The organism is uncultured Bacteroides sp., assembly GCF_910578895.1.
Classification (GTDB): Bacteria; Bacteroidota; Bacteroidia; order Bacteroidales; family Bacteroidaceae; genus Bacteroides.
In genome coordinates, this window is the sequence record NZ_CAJTSC010000040.1 from 1 (window position 1) to 22,671 (window position 22,671).

The following is a 22,671-nucleotide window of genomic DNA, read 5'->3' on the forward strand; positions in this document are numbered from 1 at the left end:
TGCCAATACATCCAGACTTATGGGGACGCTTAAGGTTGCCAAGGCAAAAGGTACAATCCTGCAAGAACTCAAGAAAATCGAAAGGTTGGATATGCTTATACTGGATGATTTTGGTATACAACCTTTCGATTCCCAGGGGCGGATGAATCTGATGGATATCATTGAGGACAGGCATGGTAAAAAATCTACCATCATAACATCACAGGTCCCGGTAAAAGACTGGTATGACGTTATTGGAGAAAAGACGATTGCCGATGCCGTTCTGGACAGAATTGTGCATCAGGCCATACGCATTGAACTCTTCGGGGAGTCGCTGCGGAAATGTAAAAGTAAAAAAGAATCGTTATATTTATAAACGAAATTTAATGTAGAACCCGGCATAACTGACAGGAAGAATACGAAGAAAACAAGAATAAACAGGAGGGGAGAATGGAAAAATTTAACAGGGGTCAAATTGCTGTGAATTAAGGGGACTACTTTGAGTGGATTTTCCAATATAGTAATGATAAAGTAAATGGCATAATAAACAAATGATGCTAAAAATAAAAAAGAATAAGCTGTTCTTAGTTTGTCGGCAACAACTATCAATTTAAATGTTTTCCGTAAATCAACGAGCACATATAATAAACATTCAAGTACCACTATGCGATATATCAAAACTTTAAAGATAAAGATATGGCAGAGTTAAAGTCTCCCCAAGACGAACGGATATTTTCCCCAAAAAACATAGCAATCTCAAATAAATCACTAATTTTGTATTTAGAAATTGTATCCAAGATACAACCTGATATCGAACGGCGTAAAACTGTGAAAACTTTATTCAAGAGACATACATCATACAAAAATGTAATTAAAAGATAGTGCCAAACAAACCGGATTCCGGTTACTGAAGGTAACACTATTAAGAAGCAATGTATCCCTTGAACTTCAATGAGATTCAAGGAATTTTATTAGACATCTTATTTTAATATAACTATGATTGACCCACTGTATACATTTCCGATAATACTTTCCGCATTGATTGTCCTGGCAACAATATTAAATTATATAGCACATTTCTCGAATGGCGAATATCTTTCATGGAAAAGGTTCAACAAGATATCACTCATCACCCTTCTCTCCATAGCGGCATGCACATTTGCTTGGATGATCTACTCGCGGGCAAGCATGTTCTCTTCACTTCAATTGATAGAAAATAAATCGGGGAATATGATACTGACAATCTCGGCAAGCATGTTTATCGTATATCAAGAATGTATACTGTTCAGGAATGTATTGAACTGGATAGGACGTAATACATCACCAATCAATTTAAGCTATTCCGCCTATGCTATTCTTATTCCACTGATAGTGATGATTATTAAAATTCCATTCAGCAGCCCATTAGACATATTTCCCAATGATAATATGTGGGGAGCATTATGCTTCGAATTCGGCTTTTGGCATTTTATAACAGCACTATCTCTAACATATGCCGTTATTATGATCATTATTCAATTCGTACAATTTGTTACTTTGTTACGACATCATGGAAAATCCCTGTTGCTAATATCCATTATATATTTTCCGGTAATGTTGTCGTTGTTTATACTGTCGATGTATGCTGTATTAGGAGTAATACTTCTTTTTATTATAAGATTTGTATTAAGTATCATAGAAGAAGGTAGTAAAACTCCAAAGAATCAGCAATGAAGTATAACCATATTCCATCCTCTCTTACCTCCTACTTTCTTTAACCGGAAATACCATTTGACGAAGCCTTTCATATCAAAGATTTTGTGTAATTATTCCTCAGATGTGTTGCCCGATTCCACAACAGTCTACAGATTTCCACATTATCCACTTACAAGCCCCTTATTCATTCACCTATAAATCAATCATATAAACAGAACACTTCTTTTTGGCACCCTCTTTGTCCTACGATAAGTGTTAGAGATAATCAACCTAAATTTTCACTTAAAATCAGAAAGTCATGAAAAAGGTATTAGTAGCATTAGCAATGATTTTGGGAACAGGCAGTTCTGTAGTATTCGCACAGGAAGTAAACAACTCATCAGCAATTGTGGCAGAAGCACAGGCTCCACAAAATGAATTTGTAAAGATGAATCCGGCAGAGTTGCCTCAAGCCATTCTGCAGACAGTGACAAAGAACTACGCGGGTTCTTCCGTGAAAGAAGCCTATGTTAAGGAAAAAGATGGAGCAAAAATCTACAAAATCACCATTGTTGCTCAAGACGGCCAGGAAACGGAAGCAATTCTGAATGAAAAAGGCGAAGCTGTCAAAGAATGACCCTTTTGAAAAGGTAAATCTGTAAAGAAAGAGGGTGTGTTTGAGATGTTTCGACACACTCTCTACGCATTATAATAATGTGTAATTTTTATGACTTTCATTTACTTGTTGCATCTCCGCCGCTCCAGAATATCCTCCATGTGTTCCAAAGCCCAATCAATCAGAGATTCGATATGCGGCATCAAGCTATATCCCGTTTCCGTAAGAGCATACTCCACACGTGGAGGTACTTCCGCATATACTTTCCTAATAATCAATCCGTCCGTTTCCAATGTACGTAACGTAACCGTAAGCATCCGCTGTGATATATCACCGATTGCCTTTTGTATGTCACTGAAGCGCATTGTACCATTAGCCTTTAATGTAACCATAATAAGCATTGTCCACTTATCTCCCAGCTTACTCAAAACATCCCGTATCGGGCAACTACCTGCATGATGAAAGTTTTCCATTTTTTAACTATCACTAATCGTCTGAACTTCAACAATGGTTACATCGCTGTAACTATCTAACATTCAAGTTCCTTCTTGCTTTCTGCCAAGAAGGGACCTAACTTTGCAGCACAAAAGTAATGAACTTGCTGAAAATAACTATTGTCTCATATAATAATAAAGTAGTATGCCAAAAAAAGTAGCAGTTTTAGCAGTAAATCCGGTAAACGGATGCGGTTTATTCCAGTATTTGGAAGCATTTTTCGAGAACGGTATTTCTTATGAAGTATTTGCGGTAGCAGAGGGTAAGGAAATTAAAACAAACTCCGGCATCACCCTGACAACCGATGATGTAGTAGCCAATCTGAAAGGGCGTGAGGACGAATACGATGCACTCGTATTTGCTTGCGGTGATGCCGTTCCTGCATTTCAGCAGAATGCCGACAAACCCTATAACATTATCATGCTGGAAATCATCAAGGCATTTGGTGAAAAAGGCAAAATCATGATTGGGCATTGTGCCGCCGCCATGATGTTTGATGCTACAGGTATCACCAAAGGCAAGAAAGTGTCCGTTCATCCATTGGCAAAGCCTGCCATCCGGAATGGAAAAGCGACCGACCAGCCTTCCGAAACAGACGGAAACTTCCATACCGCCCGGGATGAGAACAACATCCGGACAATGATAGAAAAGATAGTAACGGTGTTGAAAGCATAGACAATGCACGAAGAGCGTGCATCGAAACACCCCATACACTATCTTTCAGCCGCAGATGACACAGACAACGCAGATTTTTCTTGATTCATCTGCGTCATCCGTGTCATCTGCGGCTGAAAAATGTGATTATGCAAACCTTCTATCGTTTCGACATACCCTCTTCTTACCAACCAAATTGAAGAAACAGACCGATAAGAAACAGTTCAAACTTCATAACACTCCGTTTACCCCGCTGCCAAACAGTGCGAAATCTCCCAAGCAGGGGTCGCTTGGAAAGACTTCCGCCAAAGCTGAAGTTATATTCCGTGCATTCTTCAACGAAAACGTTTCCGTGTCGGTAAGCCCTAAAAGATATGCCACCCGGCAAACATGAGTATCCAAAGGAATTAACAAATCGCGGCAGTCGAAACTCTTCCAGATGCCGAAGTCCACTTCCGATTCTTTCCGTATCATCCAGCGCAGAAACATATTCAATTTCTTTTGCGGACTCTTGGCAGAGACTTCCAAAAACGCGCACAGCTTTTCCATCGGTGTACCCGAATAAACCGACAGAGCATCTTCCAGACTATCGAACCGGGAATAGGCAGCATGCAATCGGGCAAAGCAAACATGAAAGTCCGCGTAAGAAAGCATACGGTAAAAACTCCTGCCCGTCAACTGAAAATCCTCTTTCCATTGGCAGGACAAAACATATTGATAAGGTGAATCCCCCATCAAACGATGCAACTCATCCGCCTTCTTCAATATCTGCTTGCGGTTTCCGAAACTCATGATAGCCGTGAGCAAGCCGCTAATCTCGATATCCTGTTTCCGCATATACCGGTGTGGAAACTGAACAGGATCATGTTGTATAAAGGCAGCACAATGGTATTCTCCCGCCCATGCCAAAAGTTGTAATCGGGTTTGTTCGGTCATGCCTGCAAAATTTCGTTATTCATAGTTTCCGTCTTCACCTTTCCACCCAACTTGCGCAATCCTGCCACAGTCCATACAGCCACCACAAAAGGAGCGGTAAGAGTCGTTATCCCCCACTCCATACCGGTAATCTGAAGCAAGACGGACAACAGTACGGCTACTGCCGCCCTCATACCGCCTTTCCATGTTTTATCTCCCAAGGCAACGGCACACAGCACTCCGTTATATCCCATCAGTCCTGCATTCAATACTGCATAATCCACTCCAATCAGCCATGCAAACAGGGTCGAAAGCAATGCTCCCAATACTGCGTAACAGGCATTGATACGGGAGTTAACCAAAACACCCGACAGAAAAAGCAGCCCCGCCAATATCGTATCTCCCTGAAACATCACCTGACCGAAACTCAAACAGAAAGCCTGTAAGCAAGAGAACGTCCGAACCGCCACAGCCTCTCCCGAAGGCAACAGTAAAAACGGCATTATCCAATGACAAGCCCCCAACAACAACCATACGGAAAGAATAAAAGGAGCGGTAAGCCCGGGCAACCAACGTTGCAAACTAATAAGACGGACAATCCATGCAGACAAGCAAGCCCCCGCAATCAGCAATAATAAGGAAACTACAGTAACCGGCATAAATACCCCAACCGCCATCCCGACCAAAGTGCCGTTAAATCCGTAAAGCCCGTTCCTTATATCCTCGCGACAATATCCGAGAAAATACGCCGCCAATGTACTTACAACATTCCCGGCAATCGCCAGCAAAGCCATCTGCCAAGAATTCAGAAGAATGCCTGCCAGCATCAGAAACCCCGACAATGCGTTATTCTGAAACATCACCTGCCCGATGCCACGTCCCATAACAAACAACATCCCTTTCATATACTTTTTCAAAATCTATTCGTACAATATTATTGTCCGGCAAAAATACACACATTTTGTCTTTACAAGCACACTAAACAATGATTATTAACGAACTTCCCTAATAACATCCAAAGCCTATCGTGCCTTTCATGAGAATGGGTAGACAAATGAAAAAGCCATGTATCAGAATGACAATTTGTATTTCCCAACTCCGCAGAATCGCCTGTTTCCGTCCCGATGTGTTGCCGGTCGGGAAAAACGAAACGAAAAACGCTTATCCCATACATTATCAACGCAATAGCGAAATCCTTACAAACCAACCGGCGCGGAAAAACGCCGGAAATGCCGCGTACGGGCATCCCGTTTCCCGGATGCAGGTGTCTGTGGCGAGGGACATTAATGCCGCTCGTGATGGACATTAATGTCTATCGCGAGAAACATTAATGTCTATCACGACAGACATTAACATCTATCGCCACAGACAGCAATGTCCATCAGCGGAAAAGCCTGAAATCTGCATAAACAGCGCATTTCTATCGAAAAAGACGGTATATCTATCCGCACTTTATGCAAGACACCGCTATTCCGGCAGAAGAGCGGAAGAAGAGGAGTAAGCAAAAAAGTGCTTTCACCGTCTTTTTGCCATAAAAAACAGCAAAAGCGAAACGAAGAAAGGTTACAACAATTGGACAGCGGCAACAGTGAACGCAACCTATAAGAATAAGAAACGTGTTTCTTGAGAGTGTAAAAAAAAACGGGGCGATTTAAAAGCCGCCCCGATTCGTGCATGCAATGCGGTAGCTTTAAAAGCAACATCCCATAGTGAAGCCGTAATAGCCACCGTTCACCGGGGCGGCTATCGGGGTGAAAACAAGGTTGTTTTCTTTCTTTCCCCTCTTTTGAAATATTTTTTGCCACAACCGGCAACTCCATTCGCCAACCCGTGCGCTCAATATGCCTACTCCTGCACCTGCCACTACGTCATGAAGCCAGTGCCTTCCGTTGTACATCCGCATGAATCCTACTCCGGTTGCAATAGTATACGCACCGATACCATACCAACCGCCGTACTCTATCCGTACCAGTTCCGCCCCCATGAAAACGGTTGCCGTATGTCCGGAAGGAAAAGAATTGTGTCCTGCAAATTCCGGTCTTTTCTCATCGATGTAGAATTTTGGAATGTTCGTAAGTACGGCCAGCGTCGCATAGGAAGTAGCGACAATAAAAGCCCTGTCCCGGAATGAATGTTTTGATTCAATACCTGTGCAACCCAGCATTAAGGAGCCGGCTACGGGCAGGTACTGGATATAATCGTCAAACTCAAGCCGTTTGTTGTCCCCCCGTATATCAATCACACTGTTTGTGATACTACGGCTACCATTCCGAATGAAACTCGGGGCGAGCGCAACCGCACCGGTACCGATCAAAGATACAGGCAAAATCGTTTTCCGCCACTCGAATTTATAATTTTCCATACTTCTGTTGTTTACGGATAAGGAATCATAATCCGTCTGTTGCCCGTGCATTTTCATTGGCAGAGTCACTGTCAGGGAAACTGCCAAAATCATTTTTTTAACATCCATGTGGTTTGCTTGGCCTCACCAGTTCCCGATTGGCTGAATTTTAGATTGGTACTGAAACGTGGAACTGTATGCTTACATCCCCATTGCTCAGACTGTATGTCTTAACTCGAAAATGGAGACAGCACCACCATGCAAACAACACGGAGAACTATCATGCCAAAATCTTGTTATCAGTTTTAAAGTTTCCTACGCTTTATTACAGCAAGATGAAGACACAACGTTTCTTTGAATAACTATTATATAATGTTCGTACTTTACATTTTTTACACGTGATTTTGAGGTTAGATACAGAGAAATAGAAACGTGGAACCACACATCATTCACTCCTCTGTAAAAGGCGGTAGGAAAGCCCTTGATAACGGAATGGTGACGGCAGCCCCACGTATATACGTGGAGAACCATCATGCCAATCTTGTTATCAGGTTAAAGTTTCCTACGCTTTATTACAGCAAGATACAGACACAACGTTTCTTTTTTATCCTCGAAAATATGACATCGCAACCGATGTTGTAATTTTATGCCATAAGCAATTACTTTTGGTTTGTATTGATACCTATAAATAGGTACTTGAATTCTATTGCCTGCAAAGGTAACATATTTTATTGATAAACAGAAAACAAATTCCCGACAAACAGCCGGACATACACTAAGCAAGGCAGAATGTGATAGCAATCGTTTAAATGTTATAATTCGACACTATACATCCAACATTTATATCTAACGGACGTTATATCAGTACCCAACGCCATCAAAGAACAAGGTAAATGACTAAAAAAAGAGACAATATGGAATACTACATCAATCACAACCCAAAGCACCACCTGTTCACTACCGAAGTGGACGCCCACACAGCCTATGTGGAATACAGCCTTCACGACGGCAGCCTGGACATTCTCCACACGGTTGTCCCCGCTGCCATTGAGGGTAAGGGAATTGCCGCCGCTCTCGTAAAAAGAGCCTACGAATATGCCGCCGAACAAGGCTTAAAGCCAAGCGCCACCTGCTCGTATGCAGTGAAATGGCTGGAAAGGCATCCGGAAACAAAACGGCTTTAAGGCAGATACCACCTGTGCTCAACTAAGAGCCTGTTTAAATTTTCTTCCAATCAAACAGGCTCTTGGCAAAGGTATCTATTTCGATGACTTATAGTCGGCGATGAAGCCTTCCGTCATCCATTTTGCCAACGCCTGACGATTGGAACTAATGACAAAACGGCGCTGGTCGAAAGCATTCTGGATATTGCCCAGCTCCACAAAAACCGAAACCGGAACAGCTTGCAGCAGCACATAGAGATTGCGTGCACTGACAGTTCCTTGAAATCCGCGGGCGGGCTGATGTTTGTCGTATTTCGACTCAAAGGTGTCCTTCATCGTAACAGCCAGTTTCTTTCCCGGCGCACTTTTCGGAGCATGGTAAAAGAAGACATCCGTCTGCGCACTCTTACTGCGGCTGTCCACATGCAGAAATATGGCCCGGCAATAGTTATACTTCGTGCGGTCCTTCTTATAGAGTTCATTGATTTTAACACAACGCTGTTGCAGACGCGCCACCTGATTCAACGGAATGGCATCGTCCATACAAGTTTCCCGCTTGCTGTTGGAGAGGTAACGGCTGTCGCGAATGCCGTCTTTGGAATCTTGGATGATAATGCGCACCTCAGCCCCCTCCTGCATAAGGTTGCGGGCAAGACGCAAGGCAACATCATAGGCATACTCGTCTTCATGCAGTTCCACTTTCCCTATTTTCCCGATGGCACCGGGGTCGGGACCGCCATGTCCGCTGACCACATAGAAGCAAGCTCCCTGCAAACGGTCGGAAGTGACTTCCACTTCGGCAAGTTTCTTCCCGAACAACCGTTCACGGACCACTCTTTTTTTATTGGCGGCAGATGTGGGAGAGGTGGCTTCCGATGCTCCATTCCCCAACGGTGGCAACATGTATTTCACTCCCAACAACAATTCTTTTTTTCCACGCAAACGATTCTTGTTCAACTCCATAAACTTGTCATAACAAGCTTTTCCCGGACGTTTGTTCCGTTCCAAAAAAGCAGAGATACCCTCACCTGGCTTGGGAGTGGCATATTCTTCCTGGGCGAAAACATTGAAAATAGAAAAGGAGCAAAAAAGGACAGCCAACAAGCAAAATATACGTTTCATATTCCCGTTATTCATCATTTATTCATACCGGCAACCGGTTTTCAATTGCTAAAATATAGCATTTTACCATTCACGCGTACAAATTTATATTTTTTTTCCTACTTTTGCGACAACTTACATGCTTAAAAGATAAAGAAACTCTAAAAACAGATAACATTATGGCAAAGCAATTCAAACCGGAGACACTATGCGTACAAGCAGGGTGGACTCCCAAAAAGGGCGAACCCCGGGTGCTCCCCATTTATCAAAGTACAACTTTCAAGTATGACACCAGCGAACAAATGGCACGCCTGTTCGACCTCGAAGACAGCGGTTACTTCTATACCCGCCTGCAAAATCCTACGAATGATGCCGTTGCCGCCAAGATAGCTGCCCTCGAAGGCGGTGTGGCAGCTATGCTGACATCAAGCGGACAAGCTGCAAATTTCTATGCCATCTTCAACATCTGCCAAGCGGGCGACCACTTCGTATGTTCATCTACCATCTATGGCGGAACATTCAACCTGTTCGGAGTAACAATGAAAAAGTTGGGTGTCGATGTGACGTTTGTCAATCCGGACGCACCCGAAGAGGAAATCTCCGCCGCCTTCCGCCCAAACACCAAGGCATTGTTCGGCGAAACAATCTCCAACCCCACTCTGGAAGTGCTCGATATTGAAAAGTTCGCCCGCATTGCCCATAAACACGGTGTCCCCCTGATTGTAGACAATACATTCCCCACTCCCATCAACTGCCGCCCGTTCGAATGGGGAGCCGATATAGTGGTGCACTCTACCACCAAATACATGGACGGACACGCCACCAGTGTAGGCGGTGCCATTGTAGACAGCGGTAATTTCGATTGGGACGCGCATGCCGACAAGTTCCCCGGTCTCTGCACCCCGGATGAATCTTATCACGGACTGACCTACACAAAAGCTTTCGGCAAGCTTGCCTACATCACCAAGGCTACCGCACAGTTAATGCGTGACCTCGGCAGCATCCAGTCTCCGCAAAACGCGTTTTTGTTGAACCTTGGTCTGGAGACACTGCATCTGCGTGTGCCACAACATTGCAACAATGCCCAAAAGGTTGCCGAATATCTTTCCAAGAACGAGAAGGTGGCATGGGTGAACTATTGCGGCCTGCCCGGCAACAAGTACTACGAATTGGCACAGAAATACATGCCAAGCGGTTCGTGCGGCGTCATTTCGTTCGGGTTGAAAGGTGGCCGTGAGGTATCAATCAAGTTTATGGATTCATTGAAACTGGCAGCTATCGTGACCCACGTTGCCGATGCACGTACCTGCGTGCTCCACCCCGCCAGCCATACACATCGCCAGCTCTCGGACGAACAATTGCTGGAGGCCGGTATCCGTCCGGACCTTATCCGCTTCTCGGTAGGTATCGAAAACGCGGATGATATCATCGCAGACATAGAACAGGCGCTGAATGCATAGGCATCCGCCGTTCTTTACTGACAATTGCGACTTATTTATAATCATTTTAACTAATCTATTATGGCCAAGATAACCAAAGAAGCCGCCTTGCTCTATCACTCGCAAGGCAAACCGGGAAAAATTGAAGTAGTGCCGACCAAGCCCTACAGTACGCAAACCGACCTTTCACTCGCCTATTCTCCAGGTGTTGCGGAGCCGTGTCTCGAAATTGAAAAGAACCCGCAAGACGCATATAAATATACAGCAAAAGGCAATCTGGTAGCTGTAATCTCCAATGGAACCGCCGTTCTCGGCTTGGGTGACATCGGCGCTCTCAGCGGCAAGCCCGTCATGGAAGGGAAAGGGCTGTTGTTCAAAATTTATGCCGGCATCGATGTTTTTGACATCGAAGTGAACGAGAAAGACCCTGACAAATTCATCGAAGCTGTAAAAGCCATCGCTCCCACTTTTGGCGGTATCAACCTGGAAGACATCAAGGCTCCCGAATGTTTCGAGATAGAACGCCGCCTGAAGGAAGAGCTCGACATACCTGTGATGCACGATGACCAACACGGCACTGCCATCATCTCCAGTGCCGGATTGTTGAACGCGCTGGAAGTGGCAGGCAAGAAGATTGAAAACGTAAGAATCGTTGTGAACGGCGCAGGCGCTTCCGCTACCTCATGTACCAAATTGTACGAATCGCTCGGCGCACGCCGCGAAAACATTCTGATGCTGGACAGCAAAGGCGTCATCACCAGCGACCGGGAAAACCTGACCGAACAGAAACGTTACTTTGCTACCGACCGCCGCGATGTACACACCCTTGACGAAGCCATCAAAGGTGCCGATGTATTCCTCGGCCTTTCCAAAGGCAATGTATTGACGCAGGACATGGTGCGCAGCATGGCCGAGCACCCCATCGTATTCGCCCTTGCCAACCCTACTCCGGAAATATCATACGAGGACGCCATGGCGGCACGCCCGGATGTGCTGATGTCTACCGGACGTTCGGACTATCCGAACCAAATCAACAACGTCATCGGCTTCCCCTACATCTTCCGCGGTGCACTCGACACACAGGCTAAAGCCATCAACGAGGAGATGAAGATTGCCGCCGTACATGCCATCGCCAACCTTGCCAAGCAGCCCGTGCCCGATGTGGTAAACGAGGCATACCACGTCAACAACTTCACCTTCGGTCCCGAGTATTTCATCCCGAAACCGGTAGACCCACGCCTCATCACCGAAGTATCGTGTGCTGTGGCAAAAGCAGCCATGGAAAGCGGTGTGGCACGCAAGCACATTGAAGACTGGGATGCCTATCGTGTGCAGCTCCGTGAACTTATGGGTTACGAAAGCAAACTTACGCGCCAGCTCTACGACACCGCACGCCGCAACCCGCAACGCGTGGTCTTTGCCGAAGGCATCCACCCCAATATGCTGAAAGCTGCCGTCGAAGCAAAAGCCGAAGGTATCTGCCATCCCATCATATTGGGCAACGATGAAGCTATCGAAAAACTGGCAAAAGAACTTGACCTCAGCCTCGAAGGTATCGAAATCGTAAACCTGCGCCATCCCGACGAATCGGAACGTCGCGAACGCTACGCACGTATCCTTTCCGAAAAACGCGCCCGCGAAGGTGTTACGTACGAAGAAGCCAACGATAAGATGTTCGAACGCAACTACTTCGGCATGATGATGGTGGAAACCTGCGAAGCAGACGCTTTCATCACCGGTTTGTACACCAAATACAGCAATACCATCAAAGTGGCAAAAGAGGTAATCGGCATCCGTCCGGAGTACAAGCACTTCGGCACCATGCATATCCTTAACTCCAAGAAAGGTACGTACTTCCTTGCCGATACGCTCATCAACCGCCACCCCAACGCCGAAACGCTGATTGATATCGCCAAGTTGTCGGAACATACCGTACGCTTCTTCAATCATACCCCCGTCATGGCGATGCTGAGCTATTCCAACTTCGGCACAGACAAGGAAGGAAGTCCGGTAAGCGTACACGAAGCCGTAGACTACATGCAGCGCAACTATCCCGAACTTGCCATTGACGGCGAAATGCAAGTGAACTTTGCCATGAACCGCGAGTTGCGCGATGCCAAATATCCGTTCACCCGCCTAAAAGGAAAGGATGTGAATACGCTTATCTTCCCGAACCTGAGTTCCGCCAACTCCGCATACAAACTGTTGCAGTCGATGGACATGGATTCCGAGTTGATAGGACCGATACAGATGGGACTGAACAAGCCTGTCCATTTCACCGACTTTGAAAGTTCCGTACGCGACATCGTAAACATCACCGCAGTGGCAGTTATCGACGCTATTGTGGATAAAAAGAAAGCCGGCAAATGAGAAGACAATTATCCAAGTTCCAAATAGTTTGCATCACGCTTCTTTGGGCGGCACTTTGTTACATTATACTAACAACTTCCGAACGAATTGACGGACAAATCATCCTGACACTTATCATTTCGGCGGCATTAGTATTCATCCCTGTAATAAAAGCACTCAAAAGGAGATAAACAATATCTTTTTATTCGTTTTTGCGGGATAAAACAATATTTTTGTTGCTTTATCCCGCATTTTCTTTATAAAATGCTTGTTTGTATCAATTTTATATTTACTTTTGCAACCGAAACAGAGAAACAGACCGGCAAGAAGACAAGATGGAAAAGAATCCCCGGCAATAACATAGATGCCTTATCAACCATCCCTCGCCAACTTGCCTGCCGAAACCTCTTCAACTAAAAAAAACAACCAAATAAAAAGAAATAGATTATGAATGCAGCTAAGGTATTAGAAGATTTGAAAAGACGGTTCCCCAATGAACCGGAGTATCATCAGGCAGTAGAAGAAGTTCTTTCTACCATTGAGGAAGAATACAACAAACATCCGGAGTTTGACAAAGCCAATCTGATAGAGCGTCTTTGCATCCCCGATCGTGTTTACCAGTTCCGTGTTACTTGGGTGGATGATAAGGGTAACGTACAAACCAACATGGGCTATCGCGTACAACACAACAATGCCATCGGTCCGTACAAAGGCGGTATCCGTTTCCACGCTTCCGTAAACCTTTCAATCCTGAAATTCCTTGCTTTCGAACAGACTTTCAAAAACTCGCTCACTACCCTGCCCATGGGTGGCGGTAAAGGCGGTTCGGACTTCTCTCCGCGCGGCAAGTCCAATGCCGAGGTTATGCGTTTCGTTCAAGCATTCATGTTGGAACTGTGGCGCCACATCGGTCCCGAGACCGACGTTCCTGCCGGTGACATCGGTGTAGGCGGTCGCGAAGTAGGTTTCATGTTCGGCATGTACAAGAAACTGGCACACGAGTTTACCGGAACATTTACAGGCAAGGGTCGCGAATTCGGCGGTTCGCTGATTCGTCCGGAAGCTACGGGTTACGGTAATATCTACTTCCTGATGGAAATGCTGAAAACCAAAGGCACAGACCTGCAGGGCAAAACCTGCCTGATTTCAGGTTCGGGTAACGTTGCCCAATACACTGCTGAAAAAGTTCTCGAACTGGGAGGTAAAGTCCTGACAATGTCCGACTCTGACGGTTACATTTACGACCCGGCAGGTATCGACCGCGAGAAACTGGATTACATCATGGAATTGAAGAACCTCTACCGTGGACGTATCCGCGAGTATGCAGAGCAATATCCGGGTGTTAAATATGTAGAAGGAGCCAAACCTTGGGGTGAAAAAGCCGACATAGCACTGCCTTCTGCAACTCAGAACGAATTGAACGGTGATCACGCCCGCCAATTAGTGGCAAACGGCTGTATAGCAGTATCCGAAGGAGCCAACATGCCTTCTACTCCCGAAGCCATCAAAGTATTCCAAGAAGCCAAGATTCTGTATGCTCCGGGCAAGGCTGCCAATGCCGGTGGTGTGTCCGTATCGGGTCTGGAAATGACCCAAAACTCCATCAAGTTGGGTTGGAGTTCCGAAGAAGTGGACGAAAAGCTGAAAAGCATCATGAAGAATATCCACGAAGCTTGCGTACAGTACGGAACAGAAGAAGACGGTTACGTGAACTACGTGAAGGGTGCCAACGTTGCCGGATTCATGAAGGTGGCAAAAGCCATGATGGCACAAGGCATCTTATAAGACATACGGCCATAGCAACAATAGAAAACAGAGGCGGGAAACTACAATGTTTCCTGTCTCTGTTTTTTATTATTGTTAATATTGCCTACATTTGCTCCCTGTTAAAGAGATTCTTAATCAATAATAGATATGACAACAAAGGAAATCCCCGTACTGTTGCTGACCGGCTATCTGGGCAGTGGCAAAACGACATTGGTGAACCATATTCTTTCCAACAAACAAGGCATCAAGTTCGCGGTTATCGTGAACGACATAGGCGAAGTCAACATCGATGCCGACCTCATTCAGAAAGGGGGCATTGTCGGCAAGAAGGATGAAAGTCTCATTGCACTTCAAAACGGATGTATTTGCTGCACGCTGAAAACAGATTTAATAGAGCAAATAGGCGAAATCATGCGTATGGAACGTTTCGACTATATCGTTATCGAAGCCAGCGGCATCTGTGAACCGGAGCCTATCGCACAGACCATCTGCTCCATTCCCCGCTTGGGTGGCATGTACACCCGATACGGCATCTGCCGCCTGGATTGCATCACCACCGTGGTCGATGCCTTGCGCCTGCAAAGCGAATTTTCCTGCGGCAACAATCTCGTGCAGAAAGGAATTGACGAGGAAGACATCGAGAACCTTATCATCCGGCAAATCGAGTTCTGCAACATCATCCTGCTGAACAAGGCGGCGGAAGTAGCACCCGAAGAATTGGAGCGTATCAAGCGGATTATACGCACCCTGCAACCCGAAGCCGAAATCATAGAATGCAATTATGCAGAGGTGGATCTGGAAAAGATTATCCACACAGGCATGTTCAACTTCGAACGCGTAGCTACCTCGGCAGGTTGGATACGCGGAATAGAGAAACAAGCCACTGAAGAGGAAGAGAAAGAAGCGCACGGACATCACCACCATAAAGATGAACATGAACATTGTAAAGGTCAACATGAGCATCATAATGTAGAACATGAGCATTGTAATGTAGAACATGAACATCACCATGAGGAACACGGGCATCACCACCATCACCATGAAGGGGGCGAAGTAGAGGAATATGGTATCGGCACTTTCGTCTACTACCGCCGTCCGGCATTCGACATACATAAATTCGATCATTTCATCGCTACCAAATGGAGCCGTAACATCATCCGCGCCAAAGGAGTATGTTATTTCAGCCACAACCGGGACATGTCCTACCTTTTCGAGCAGGCAGGTATTCAAAAACAACTGACCGAAGCCGGCTTATGGTATGCCACCGCACCCCAAGAAGACCTGATTGAACTGATGCGCCAAGAACCCGGACTGCTACGCGATTGGGACGAGAAGTATGGCGACCGCATGCAGAAGATTGTCTTCATAGGTCAGCACATGGACAAGGAACAGATTATACGCGACCTTGACGAATGCCTGGAATAGACCCGGTTTCAACTCCGGCCTGCTTCAACGCTTCATAGACAGCCGGATGCAGGAAGTAGCGCACATCCCGCCCCTCTTCCATAGCCCGGCGGATAAAGGTGGAACTGATTTCGAATGTGGGTGAAGATGACAGTTTTACATTTCGAGGTAAAGCTTCCCCATCTACCGCATAACCCGGACGAGGATAAACAAGGATGAAATTCTCCGCAAGAATACGCTCCGACTGATACCAATGGGAAAAGAGCGCCCAGTTGTCGGAACCTATGATAAGATGGAAAGTATCTTGCGGATAATTCTGCTTCAGTTTGTCCAGTGTATGGACGGTATAGGACGGGCGCGACAGGTGAAACTCGAAATCGGAAGCCCGAAACTTAGGATAACCCGCAATGGCAAGGCGCACTAATTTCAGGCGGAATTCATCGTCCATTAAAGATGTCTCTTCTTTCAGCGGATTATGAGGGGTCACCATAAACCAAACCTCGTCCAAACCTTCGTATTCACAAAGATAGTTGGCAAGCGCCAAATGTCCGATATGTACCGGATTGAACGAACCGCTGAAGACACCTATATTCACTTTGTAAATTGAAAATTAAAAATTGGGAATTACAACTATCAATCCTCACCGGAACTGTCCTGTCGGGCGGTTCCGGCAAAGTTTGACTATTGTATTGATATCAATTACAGGCAAAGAGACAAGAGCTGTTTTACCGATTCAGGAAACGGGTTATTACTTCCAACGCTTCCGCTTTGGCGGTCTCCAAATCATCGTTCACGATTATCGTATCGAACTTTGAAGCAAAACCAAGTTCATATTCGGCTTTTGCCACACGGCTCTCAATTACTTCGGGAGCATCCGTAGCACGACCTGTCAAGCGCTTGCGCAGCTCCTCCACCGAAGGCGGCTGAATGAAAACAGACAAAGCACGTTCGCCATAGAACTTCTTGATGTTACAGCCGCCCACTACATCCACATCGAACACAACATTCTGTCCGGCGGCGAGTTGCGCCTCCACTTGCGCCTTCAGCGTTCCGTAGAAACGGTCCTGATACACTTCCTCATATTCCAGAAATTCATCGTTGGCTATACGCTGCCGAAATTCATCGGGGGTAAGAAAGAAATACTCCACACCGTTTTGTTCCGCACCGCGCGGCGGACGGCTGGTTGCCGAAATGGAGAAAGCCAAATTCAGGTTCTGCGTCAACAGATAGTTGATGATTGTCGACTTGCCCGAACCCGAGGGGGCTGAAAAAATGATAAGTTTGCCCATATACTTTTTTATTTTGAGGGGAATCAAAAGGAGTTTTCGGGAGTTATTGTCCTGCGGACAAGAATTAAAGGCTGATTATCGCCTATAAAAACGGAATTATCATCCGCACAAGCAACGCTATCGGCTTCTAACTCCTGACGGAACAAAGCGAAGTAGCAACTCTCTTTTAAACTCCAGCCAACTCCTTAATCATATTACATTACGTTCAGCACCTGCTCCTTGATTTGTTCCAATTCATCCTTCATCTGCACCACTATCTTCTGCATCTCGGCATGGTTGGATTTGCTGCCCAGTGTATTAATCTCACGCCCCATTTCCTGTGCGATAAAGCCTAACTTCTTACCCTGTCCGCTACCGCTATCAAGCGTACTGATGAAATATTTCAGATGATTGGAAAGACGTTGCTTTTCTTCGTTTATATCGAGTTTTTCAATGTAGTAGATAAGTTCCTGTTCCAAACGGTTCTTATCATAATCCACACTTAAAGTCTTCTCAAGGGCATCGGTGATACGCTCTTTTACCTTGCCCACCCGCTCCTGCTCATACGGCTCTACCGCTTCGAGCAACCGGGCGATATTCGCGATTTTCTCACGAAACTTCCCTTCCAGCGCCACACCTTCCTGCTTACGAAAGTCAATCAACCGACTGATAGCCTCTTCCACCGCCACATGCACCACTGCCCACTCTTCGTTGCTCAGTTCCTGAACCTCGTTCTTCGTCATCACGTCCGGCAGACGGAGCAATGTGGCAAACCAGTCGGCAGGTTCGGGAATGCCGGCAGTTACAGAGATTTCCTTAATCCGTTTATAATAAGCCGCCACCAATTCCTGATTAATGGGAGTAGCCGGTTGTTCCGCATCTTTCTTTTCAATCCAAAGGCTGAAATCGACTTTGCCACGTTCCAACATCCTGGATATTTCGTTACGGATTTCCATCTCTTTCTCCCTATAAAGCGGAGCGATACGGGCAGACAAATCCATTGCCTTACTGTTGAGCGACTTAATCTCAACATTGATTTTCTTATCGGGCAATTCGGCCGTTGCCTTGCCATAGCCCGTCATAGATTGTATCATAATGTTATAGTTTTGCGCAAAATTACACGATTATTTTAATTAGTGAAAATAATCACGTAAATTTGCCACAAGAAAAATATCAGAATAGAAGTTATGTCATGTATCTTGCATATTGAAACGTCTACCTCAGTCTGCTCTGTAGCCGTGAGTGAAGATGGACAAAACGTTTTCAAGAAAGAAGACCTGAACGGTCCTTCACACGCAGTTTCATTAGGAGTATTCGTTGACGAAGCACTGTCATTTGCCGATAGCCATGCCATGCCGTTGGATGCCGTTGCCGTAAGTTGTGGTCCCGGTTCATATACGGGATTGCGTATTGGCGTATCTATGGCAAAAGGCGTGTGTTACGGACGTAACCTGCCTCTTATCGGGCTTCCTACCCTGAAAGTGCAATGCGTGCCGGTGCTGCTCTATCACGATGAATTGCCGGAAAACGCCTTGTTATGTCCGATGATAGACGCCCGGCGCATGGAAGTATATGCCGCCATTTACGACCGCGCACTGAATCCCGTACGCGACATTGCAGCAGATATCGTGGACGAGAACTCCTACCGGGAGTTTCTGGACAAACAGCCTGTCTACTTCTTCGGCGACGGCGCAGCCAAATGCAAAACTGCAATTGTACATCCCAATGCACACTTCATCGATGGCATCCGTCCACTGGCAAGCATGATGTTCCCGCTGGCAGAAAAGGCAATAGCCGAAAAAGATTTCAAAGACGTAGCCTATTTCGAGCCGTTCTATCTGAAAGAGTTCGTAGCAAGCCAACCGAAAAAACTTTTATAAAAAGGATGGCATCAACAACCGTTAATTCCTAAAAGATTATGCAATATAACACTCAACAGAAACGGATGCCTTTGCCCGAATACGGCCGTAGCATCCAAAATATGGTAAATCATGCACTGACAATCGAGAACCGCTCCGAGCGCCAGCGCTGTGCCAATACAATCATCAACATCATGGGAAACATGTTTCCCCACTTACGCGATGTGCCCGACTTCAAACATAAACTTTGGGATCATCTTGCCATCATGTCCGACTTCAAACTGGACATCGACTATCCGTATGAGATTATCCGCAAAGACAACCTCGTGACTAAACCGGAAACAGTTCCCTATCCCAGTACCAAGATACGTTATCGTCACTATGGCCGAACTTTGGAAGTACTGATAAAGAAAGCCATCGATTTTCCCGAGGGAGACGAAAAACAAAACCTTGTCGCCCTGATATGTAACCACATGAAGAAAGACTACATGTCCTGGAACAAAGATACCGTAGACGACCGTAAAATAGCGGATGACCTTCACGAACTGTCCGATGGCAAACTGCAAATGACCGATAGCCTGCTTCGTCTGATGACCGAACGAATCGAGCAGAACTATCGCCCGAAGATGAACAATCAGAATAATAGAAACAACAACCGGAAGAAAAGATTCTAAGATTTCAGATTTATGATTCCAGATTTTAGATTTATAACATGCGGATAAAAACGTGTAATTATAAAGATTGGAATCTTACGTCTAAAATCTGAAATCATAAATCTGAAATCTTAGAATCTGAAATCATAAATCTTAATCGATGGCTTCATTTATAATAGAAGGCGGACACAGCCTTTCCGGCGATATTTATCCTCAGGGGGCAAAGAACGAAGTGCTGCAGATTGTATGCGCCACCCTGCTCACTGCCGAAGAGGTAACGGTACACAACATACCGGACATACTGGATGTGAACAACCTCATCCAGCTGATGCGGGATATGGGAGTGAAAGTGGAGAAAAAAGGTATCAACACATACAGTTTCCAAGCAGCCAATGTCGACTTCTCCTATCTGGAAAGTGATGAATTCCTGAAAAGATGCTCCAGCCTGCGCGGTTCGGTGATGCTGGTAGGCCCTATGGTGGCACGTTTCGGCAAGGCGATGATTTCCAAACCGGGCGGAGACAAGATAGGACGCCGCCGTTTGGATACGCATTTTATCGGAATACAGAATTTAGGAGCCGTTTTTGCTTACAACGAGCAACGGGAAGTTTATGAAATATCCGCACGGCAGTTGCACGGCAGTTATATGCTGCTGGATGAAGCATCCGTAACGGGAACCGCCAACATCATAATGGCAGCCGTACTTGCCAAAGGCAAAACAACCATCTACAATGCCGCCTGCGAACCCTACATACAGCAACTATGCCGGATGCTGAACCGCATGGGCGCCAAGATAGAAGGCATCGCTTCCAACCTGCTCACCATCGAGGGAGTGGACGAACTGCATGGAACAGAACATACCATTCTGCCGGACATGATTGAAGTAGGAAGTTTCATCGGTATGGCAGCCATGACGAAAAGCGAACTGACCATCAAGAATGTCTCATACGAAAATCTGGGTATCATCCCCGACAGTTTCCGTCGTCTGGGTATCAAAATGGAACAGCGTGGTGATGACATCTACATACCGGCACAAGAAAACTACCAAATAGAATCTTTCATGGACGGCTCCATCATGACAATAGCCGATGCTCCGTGGCCCGGACTTACGCCGGACTTGCTGAGCGTACTGCTGGTAGTTGCCACACAGGCAAAGGGCAGCGTATTGATTCACCAGAAAATGTTTGAAAGCCGCTTGTTCTTTGTGGACAAACTGATAGATATGGGAGCCCAAATCATTTTGTGCGATCCGCATCGCGCCGTAGTCATCGGACATAATCACAACTTCAAACTACGCGGCGGCAACATGACATCACCGGACATCCGTGCCGGCATCGCCCTACTGATAGCCGCCATGAGCGCCGACGGCATCAGTCGTATCCATAACATAGAACAGATAGACCGGGGCTATCAGAACATAGAAGGACGACTGAATGCGCTTGGAGCAAGAATTACGAGAATATAACAAACAGGCAACAAGGTGAATGAAACAGTAAGATAGTAAAACAACATGATACGCAAAGAGGAAGTATATAAAATAGGTATATTCAACAAGCCTCACGGCATTCATGGAGAATTGTCATTCACCTTTACGGATGACATATTCGACCGTGTAGAGACAGAATATCTCATTTGTCTATTGGACGGGATATTCGTACCGTTCTTTATAGAAGAGTATCGTTTTCGTTCGGACACTACGGCACTCATCAAACTTGAAGGAGTGGACACGGCAGAGCGTGCACGAATGTTTACCAACATCGAAGTCTACTTTCCAGTAAAACATGCCGAGGAAGCCGGACCGGGGGAACTCAGTTGGGATTTCTTTGTAGGTTTCCGTATAGAGGAAGTGCGTCACGGTAAACTGGGTGAAGTAACGGATGTGGATACGTCTACCATCAACACCTTGTTCGTGGTAGATTATAAAGGAGAAGAATTGCTGATTCCGGCACAAGAAGATTTTATTGTGGGCATCGACCAAAAGCATAAGATCATTACAGTAGATTTGCCGGACGGATTGCTTGCCTTGGACAATACGGAAGAAGTGTGAAAAGAATGAGTGAGGAAAGAATAAAATGAGCGATAACACATAAACGATAAATAGCTAAACAAAAATCTATAAGTGGCAGCAAATAAGAAGAAAAAAAGAAGAAAAGTATTTTGGAGTAATATCAAGTTTAAGTACAGGCTGACCATTACCAACGAGAATACCCTTGAGGATATTGTCACGTTACATGTGTCCAAGTTGAACGGTATTTCCGTATTGCTTTCCGTGTTGACAGTACTCTTTCTGATTACTTCTCTGATTGTCGCCTTCACTCCGTTGCGCAATTACTTGCCCGGATATATGAACAGTGAAGTCCGTGCACAGGTTGTAGAGAATGCCTTACGCGTAGATTCACTCCAACAACTGGTGGACAGGCAAAACCTGTACATAATGAATATTCAGGACATCTTCTTGGGAAAAATAAAGGTTGACACCGTTCGTTCCATCGACTCACTGACCATCATGCGGGAGGATTCACTGATGCAGCGTACACAACGCGAAGCCGAGTTCCGCAAACAATACGAAGAAACCGAAAAATATAACCTTACAAATAGCGTTTCACGTCCCGAAAGAAGCGGACTGATTTTCTATCGCCCCACCCGTGGCATGATTTCATCCCCGTTCAATGCAGAAACGAAACATTTCGGAACGGATATAGCAGCCAATCCGGGAGAAAGCGTATTGGCAACACTGGATGGAACAGTCATTCTAAGTACTTATACAGCCGAAACCGGTTATTTGATAGAAGTACAGCACAACCAGGACTTTGTATCGGTCTACAAACATTGCGGTTCGCTACTGAAACGTGAAGGAGATACCGTAAAAGGCGGCGAAGCCATTGCCTTAGTAGGCAGCAGCGGACAACTGACTACCGGACCGCACCTGCACTTCGAATTATGGCACAAAGGAAGAGCGGTAAATCCGGAGTTTTACATTATATTTTAAAAAGA

The 22,671-nt window shown here is 45.7% G+C and carries 23 protein-coding genes; 15 read left to right on the top strand and 8 right to left on the bottom strand.

Annotated features, from left to right (window positions below; all coding sequences use genetic code 11):
* Together QZ327_RS10415 and QZ327_RS10420 are read left to right on the top strand one after the other, a co-directional pair.
* Window positions 1-355: ATP-binding protein (locus QZ327_RS10415; protein ID WP_294619050.1), on the top strand; the 355-nt coding region annotated here is incomplete at its 5' end.
* 1,617 nt (window positions 356-1,972) lie between these two features.
* Window positions 1,973-2,290: a hypothetical protein gene (locus tag QZ327_RS10420; RefSeq protein WP_294619052.1), complete on the top strand. Its 318-nt coding sequence runs from the start codon at window positions 1,973-1,975 to the stop codon at window positions 2,288-2,290.
* Window positions 2,291-2,391: 101 nt separating this feature from the next.
* On the opposite strand, the gene QZ327_RS10425 is transcribed toward QZ327_RS10420, so the two are convergent.
* Complete coding sequence (locus tag QZ327_RS10425) at window positions 2,392-2,742, bottom strand: helix-turn-helix domain-containing protein (protein ID WP_294619054.1); 351 nt, start codon at window positions 2,740-2,742, stop codon at window positions 2,392-2,394.
* A 166-nt stretch (window positions 2,743-2,908) separates the two neighbouring features.
* On the opposite strand from QZ327_RS10425, the gene QZ327_RS10430 reads away from it, so the two are divergent.
* The gene (locus QZ327_RS10430; protein WP_294619056.1) at window positions 2,909-3,439 is read left to right on the top strand and encodes a DJ-1/PfpI family protein; all 531 of its coding nucleotides are present in this window, start codon (window positions 2,909-2,911) and stop codon (window positions 3,437-3,439) included.
* 210 nt (window positions 3,440-3,649) lie between these two features.
* Here QZ327_RS10430 and QZ327_RS10435 read toward each other — a convergent pair whose 3' ends face one another.
* The gene (locus QZ327_RS10435; RefSeq protein WP_294619058.1) at window positions 3,650-4,354 is read right to left on the bottom strand and encodes a TIGR02757 family protein; all 705 of its coding nucleotides are present in this window, start codon (window positions 4,352-4,354) and stop codon (window positions 3,650-3,652) included.
* A complete protein-coding gene (locus tag QZ327_RS10440) occupies window positions 4,351-5,238 on the bottom strand; it encodes an urea transporter (RefSeq protein ID WP_294619060.1) in 888 nt (295 codons plus the stop codon). Before QZ327_RS10440 ends, QZ327_RS10435 begins: the two co-directional genes overlap by 4 nt.
* A gap of 170 nt (window positions 5,239-5,408) precedes the next feature.
* On the opposite strand from QZ327_RS10440, the gene QZ327_RS10445 reads away from it, so the two are divergent.
* Entirely contained in the window at window positions 5,409-5,642 is a 234-nt protein-coding gene (locus QZ327_RS10445) for a hypothetical protein (protein ID WP_294619062.1), read from the top strand.
* A gap of 381 nt (window positions 5,643-6,023) precedes the next feature.
* Here QZ327_RS10445 and QZ327_RS10450 read toward each other — a convergent pair whose 3' ends face one another.
* Window positions 6,024-6,695 (bottom strand): phosphatase PAP2 family protein, encoded by a 672-nt coding sequence (locus QZ327_RS10450; protein ID WP_294619064.1) that lies wholly within the window; start codon window positions 6,693-6,695, stop codon window positions 6,024-6,026.
* Between the two features lie 411 nt (window positions 6,696-7,106).
* Here QZ327_RS10450 and QZ327_RS10455 point away from each other — a divergent pair, with 411 nt between their 5' ends.
* Window positions 7,107-7,316 (top strand): hypothetical protein, encoded by a 210-nt coding sequence (locus QZ327_RS10455; RefSeq protein ID WP_294619066.1) that lies wholly within the window; start codon window positions 7,107-7,109, stop codon window positions 7,314-7,316.
* Between the two features lie 272 nt (window positions 7,317-7,588).
* Entirely contained in the window at window positions 7,589-7,858 is a 270-nt protein-coding gene (locus tag QZ327_RS10460; protein WP_294619109.1) for a GNAT family N-acetyltransferase, read from the top strand.
* A 75-nt stretch (window positions 7,859-7,933) separates the two neighbouring features.
* Here QZ327_RS10460 and QZ327_RS10465 read toward each other — a convergent pair whose 3' ends face one another.
* Complete coding sequence (locus QZ327_RS10465) at window positions 7,934-8,977, bottom strand: N-acetylmuramoyl-L-alanine amidase (protein ID WP_294619068.1); 1,044 nt, start codon at window positions 8,975-8,977, stop codon at window positions 7,934-7,936.
* Window positions 8,978-9,117: 140 nt separating this feature from the next.
* Here QZ327_RS10465 and QZ327_RS10470 point away from each other — a divergent pair, with 140 nt between their 5' ends.
* From QZ327_RS10470 to QZ327_RS10485, 4 genes are all read left to right on the top strand, one after another.
* Window positions 9,118-10,398: an O-acetylhomoserine aminocarboxypropyltransferase/cysteine synthase family protein gene (locus QZ327_RS10470; protein ID WP_294619070.1), complete on the top strand. Its 1,281-nt coding sequence runs from the start codon at window positions 9,118-9,120 to the stop codon at window positions 10,396-10,398.
* Between the two features lie 60 nt (window positions 10,399-10,458).
* Window positions 10,459-12,747: an NADP-dependent malic enzyme gene (locus tag QZ327_RS10475; RefSeq protein WP_294619072.1), complete on the top strand. Its 2,289-nt coding sequence runs from the start codon at window positions 10,459-10,461 to the stop codon at window positions 12,745-12,747.
* Between the two features lie 426 nt (window positions 12,748-13,173).
* A complete protein-coding gene (locus tag QZ327_RS10480) occupies window positions 13,174-14,511 on the top strand; it encodes an NADP-specific glutamate dehydrogenase (RefSeq protein WP_294619074.1) in 1,338 nt (445 codons plus the stop codon).
* 129 nt (window positions 14,512-14,640) lie between these two features.
* A complete protein-coding gene (locus QZ327_RS10485; RefSeq protein WP_294619076.1) occupies window positions 14,641-15,918 on the top strand; it encodes a GTP-binding protein in 1,278 nt (425 codons plus the stop codon).
* Here QZ327_RS10485 and nadD read toward each other — a convergent pair.
* The 3 genes from nadD to QZ327_RS10500 form a co-directional block, all read right to left on the bottom strand.
* Complete coding sequence (gene nadD / locus QZ327_RS10490) at window positions 15,887-16,492, bottom strand: nicotinate (nicotinamide) nucleotide adenylyltransferase (protein WP_294619078.1); 606 nt, start codon at window positions 16,490-16,492, stop codon at window positions 15,887-15,889. The genes QZ327_RS10485 and nadD overlap by 32 nt on opposite strands.
* A gap of 130 nt (window positions 16,493-16,622) precedes the next feature.
* On the bottom strand, window positions 16,623-17,186 hold the full coding sequence (gene gmk, locus QZ327_RS10495) for a guanylate kinase (RefSeq protein ID WP_294619080.1): 564 nt from the start codon (window positions 17,184-17,186) through the stop codon (window positions 16,623-16,625).
* A 194-nt stretch (window positions 17,187-17,380) separates the two neighbouring features.
* Window positions 17,381-18,259, bottom strand: coding sequence for a YicC/YloC family endoribonuclease (locus QZ327_RS10500; protein WP_294619083.1), 879 nt, complete (start codon window positions 18,257-18,259; stop codon window positions 17,381-17,383).
* Window positions 18,260-18,352: 93 nt separating this feature from the next.
* Between QZ327_RS10500 and tsaB the strand changes: the two genes are divergently transcribed.
* The 5 genes from tsaB to QZ327_RS10525 all read left to right on the top strand — a co-directional run bounded on the left by tsaB (window position 18,353) and on the right by QZ327_RS10525 (window position 22,666).
* Complete coding sequence (tsaB, locus tag QZ327_RS10505) at window positions 18,353-19,045, top strand: tRNA (adenosine(37)-N6)-threonylcarbamoyltransferase complex dimerization subunit type 1 TsaB (protein ID WP_294619085.1); 693 nt, start codon at window positions 18,353-18,355, stop codon at window positions 19,043-19,045.
* A gap of 38 nt (window positions 19,046-19,083) precedes the next feature.
* Window positions 19,084-19,698 carry a DUF4290 domain-containing protein gene (locus tag QZ327_RS10510; RefSeq protein ID WP_294619087.1) on the top strand — a complete coding sequence of 205 codons (615 nt, stop codon included), beginning with the start codon at window positions 19,084-19,086 and terminating at the stop codon, window positions 19,696-19,698.
* 139 nt (window positions 19,699-19,837) lie between these two features.
* The gene (gene murA, locus QZ327_RS10515) at window positions 19,838-21,142 is read left to right on the top strand and encodes a UDP-N-acetylglucosamine 1-carboxyvinyltransferase (RefSeq protein ID WP_294619089.1); all 1,305 of its coding nucleotides are present in this window, start codon (window positions 19,838-19,840) and stop codon (window positions 21,140-21,142) included.
* Between the two features lie 45 nt (window positions 21,143-21,187).
* Window positions 21,188-21,724, top strand: a complete 537-nt coding sequence (gene rimM / locus QZ327_RS10520; protein WP_294619091.1) for a ribosome maturation factor RimM — start codon at window positions 21,188-21,190, stop codon at window positions 21,722-21,724.
* Window positions 21,725-21,796: 72 nt separating this feature from the next.
* A complete protein-coding gene (locus QZ327_RS10525) occupies window positions 21,797-22,666 on the top strand; it encodes a M23 family metallopeptidase (RefSeq protein WP_294619093.1) in 870 nt (289 codons plus the stop codon).
* Window positions 22,667-22,671: the final 5 nt, after the last annotated feature.

Coding starts and splice junctions, on each gene's coding strand:
- QZ327_RS10425 (WP_294619054.1), bottom strand. CDS start 2,742: ATGGAAAACTTTCATCATGCAGGTAGTTGCCCGATACGGGATGTTTTG.
- QZ327_RS10440 (WP_294619060.1), bottom strand. CDS start 5,238: ATGAAAGGGATGTTGTTTGTTATGGGACGTGGCATCGGGCAGGTGATG.
- QZ327_RS10500 (WP_294619083.1), bottom strand. CDS start 18,259: ATGATACAATCTATGACGGGCTATGGCAAGGCAACGGCCGAATTGCCC.
- QZ327_RS10435 (WP_294619058.1), bottom strand. CDS start 4,354: ATGACCGAACAAACCCGATTACAACTTTTGGCATGGGCGGGAGAATAC.
- QZ327_RS10510 (WP_294619087.1), top strand. CDS start 19,084: ATGCAATATAACACTCAACAGAAACGGATGCCTTTGCCCGAATACGGC.
- tsaB (WP_294619085.1), top strand. CDS start 18,353: ATGTCATGTATCTTGCATATTGAAACGTCTACCTCAGTCTGCTCTGTA.
- QZ327_RS10465 (WP_294619068.1), bottom strand. CDS start 8,977: ATGATGAATAACGGGAATATGAAACGTATATTTTGCTTGTTGGCTGTC.
- QZ327_RS10420 (WP_294619052.1), top strand. CDS start 1,973: ATGAAAAAGGTATTAGTAGCATTAGCAATGATTTTGGGAACAGGCAGT.
- QZ327_RS10445 (WP_294619062.1), top strand. CDS start 5,409: ATGACAATTTGTATTTCCCAACTCCGCAGAATCGCCTGTTTCCGTCCC.
- rimM (WP_294619091.1), top strand. CDS start 21,188: ATGATACGCAAAGAGGAAGTATATAAAATAGGTATATTCAACAAGCCT.
- QZ327_RS10480 (WP_294619074.1), top strand. CDS start 13,174: ATGAATGCAGCTAAGGTATTAGAAGATTTGAAAAGACGGTTCCCCAAT.
- QZ327_RS10460 (WP_294619109.1), top strand. CDS start 7,589: ATGGAATACTACATCAATCACAACCCAAAGCACCACCTGTTCACTACC.
- murA (WP_294619089.1), top strand. CDS start 19,838: ATGGCTTCATTTATAATAGAAGGCGGACACAGCCTTTCCGGCGATATT.
- QZ327_RS10485 (WP_294619076.1), top strand. CDS start 14,641: ATGACAACAAAGGAAATCCCCGTACTGTTGCTGACCGGCTATCTGGGC.
- QZ327_RS10430 (WP_294619056.1), top strand. CDS start 2,909: ATGCCAAAAAAAGTAGCAGTTTTAGCAGTAAATCCGGTAAACGGATGC.
- QZ327_RS10475 (WP_294619072.1), top strand. CDS start 10,459: ATGGCCAAGATAACCAAAGAAGCCGCCTTGCTCTATCACTCGCAAGGC.
- QZ327_RS10450 (WP_294619064.1), bottom strand. CDS start 6,695: ATGGAAAATTATAAATTCGAGTGGCGGAAAACGATTTTGCCTGTATCT.
- gmk (WP_294619080.1), bottom strand. CDS start 17,186: ATGGGCAAACTTATCATTTTTTCAGCCCCCTCGGGTTCGGGCAAGTCG.
- QZ327_RS10470 (WP_294619070.1), top strand. CDS start 9,118: ATGGCAAAGCAATTCAAACCGGAGACACTATGCGTACAAGCAGGGTGG.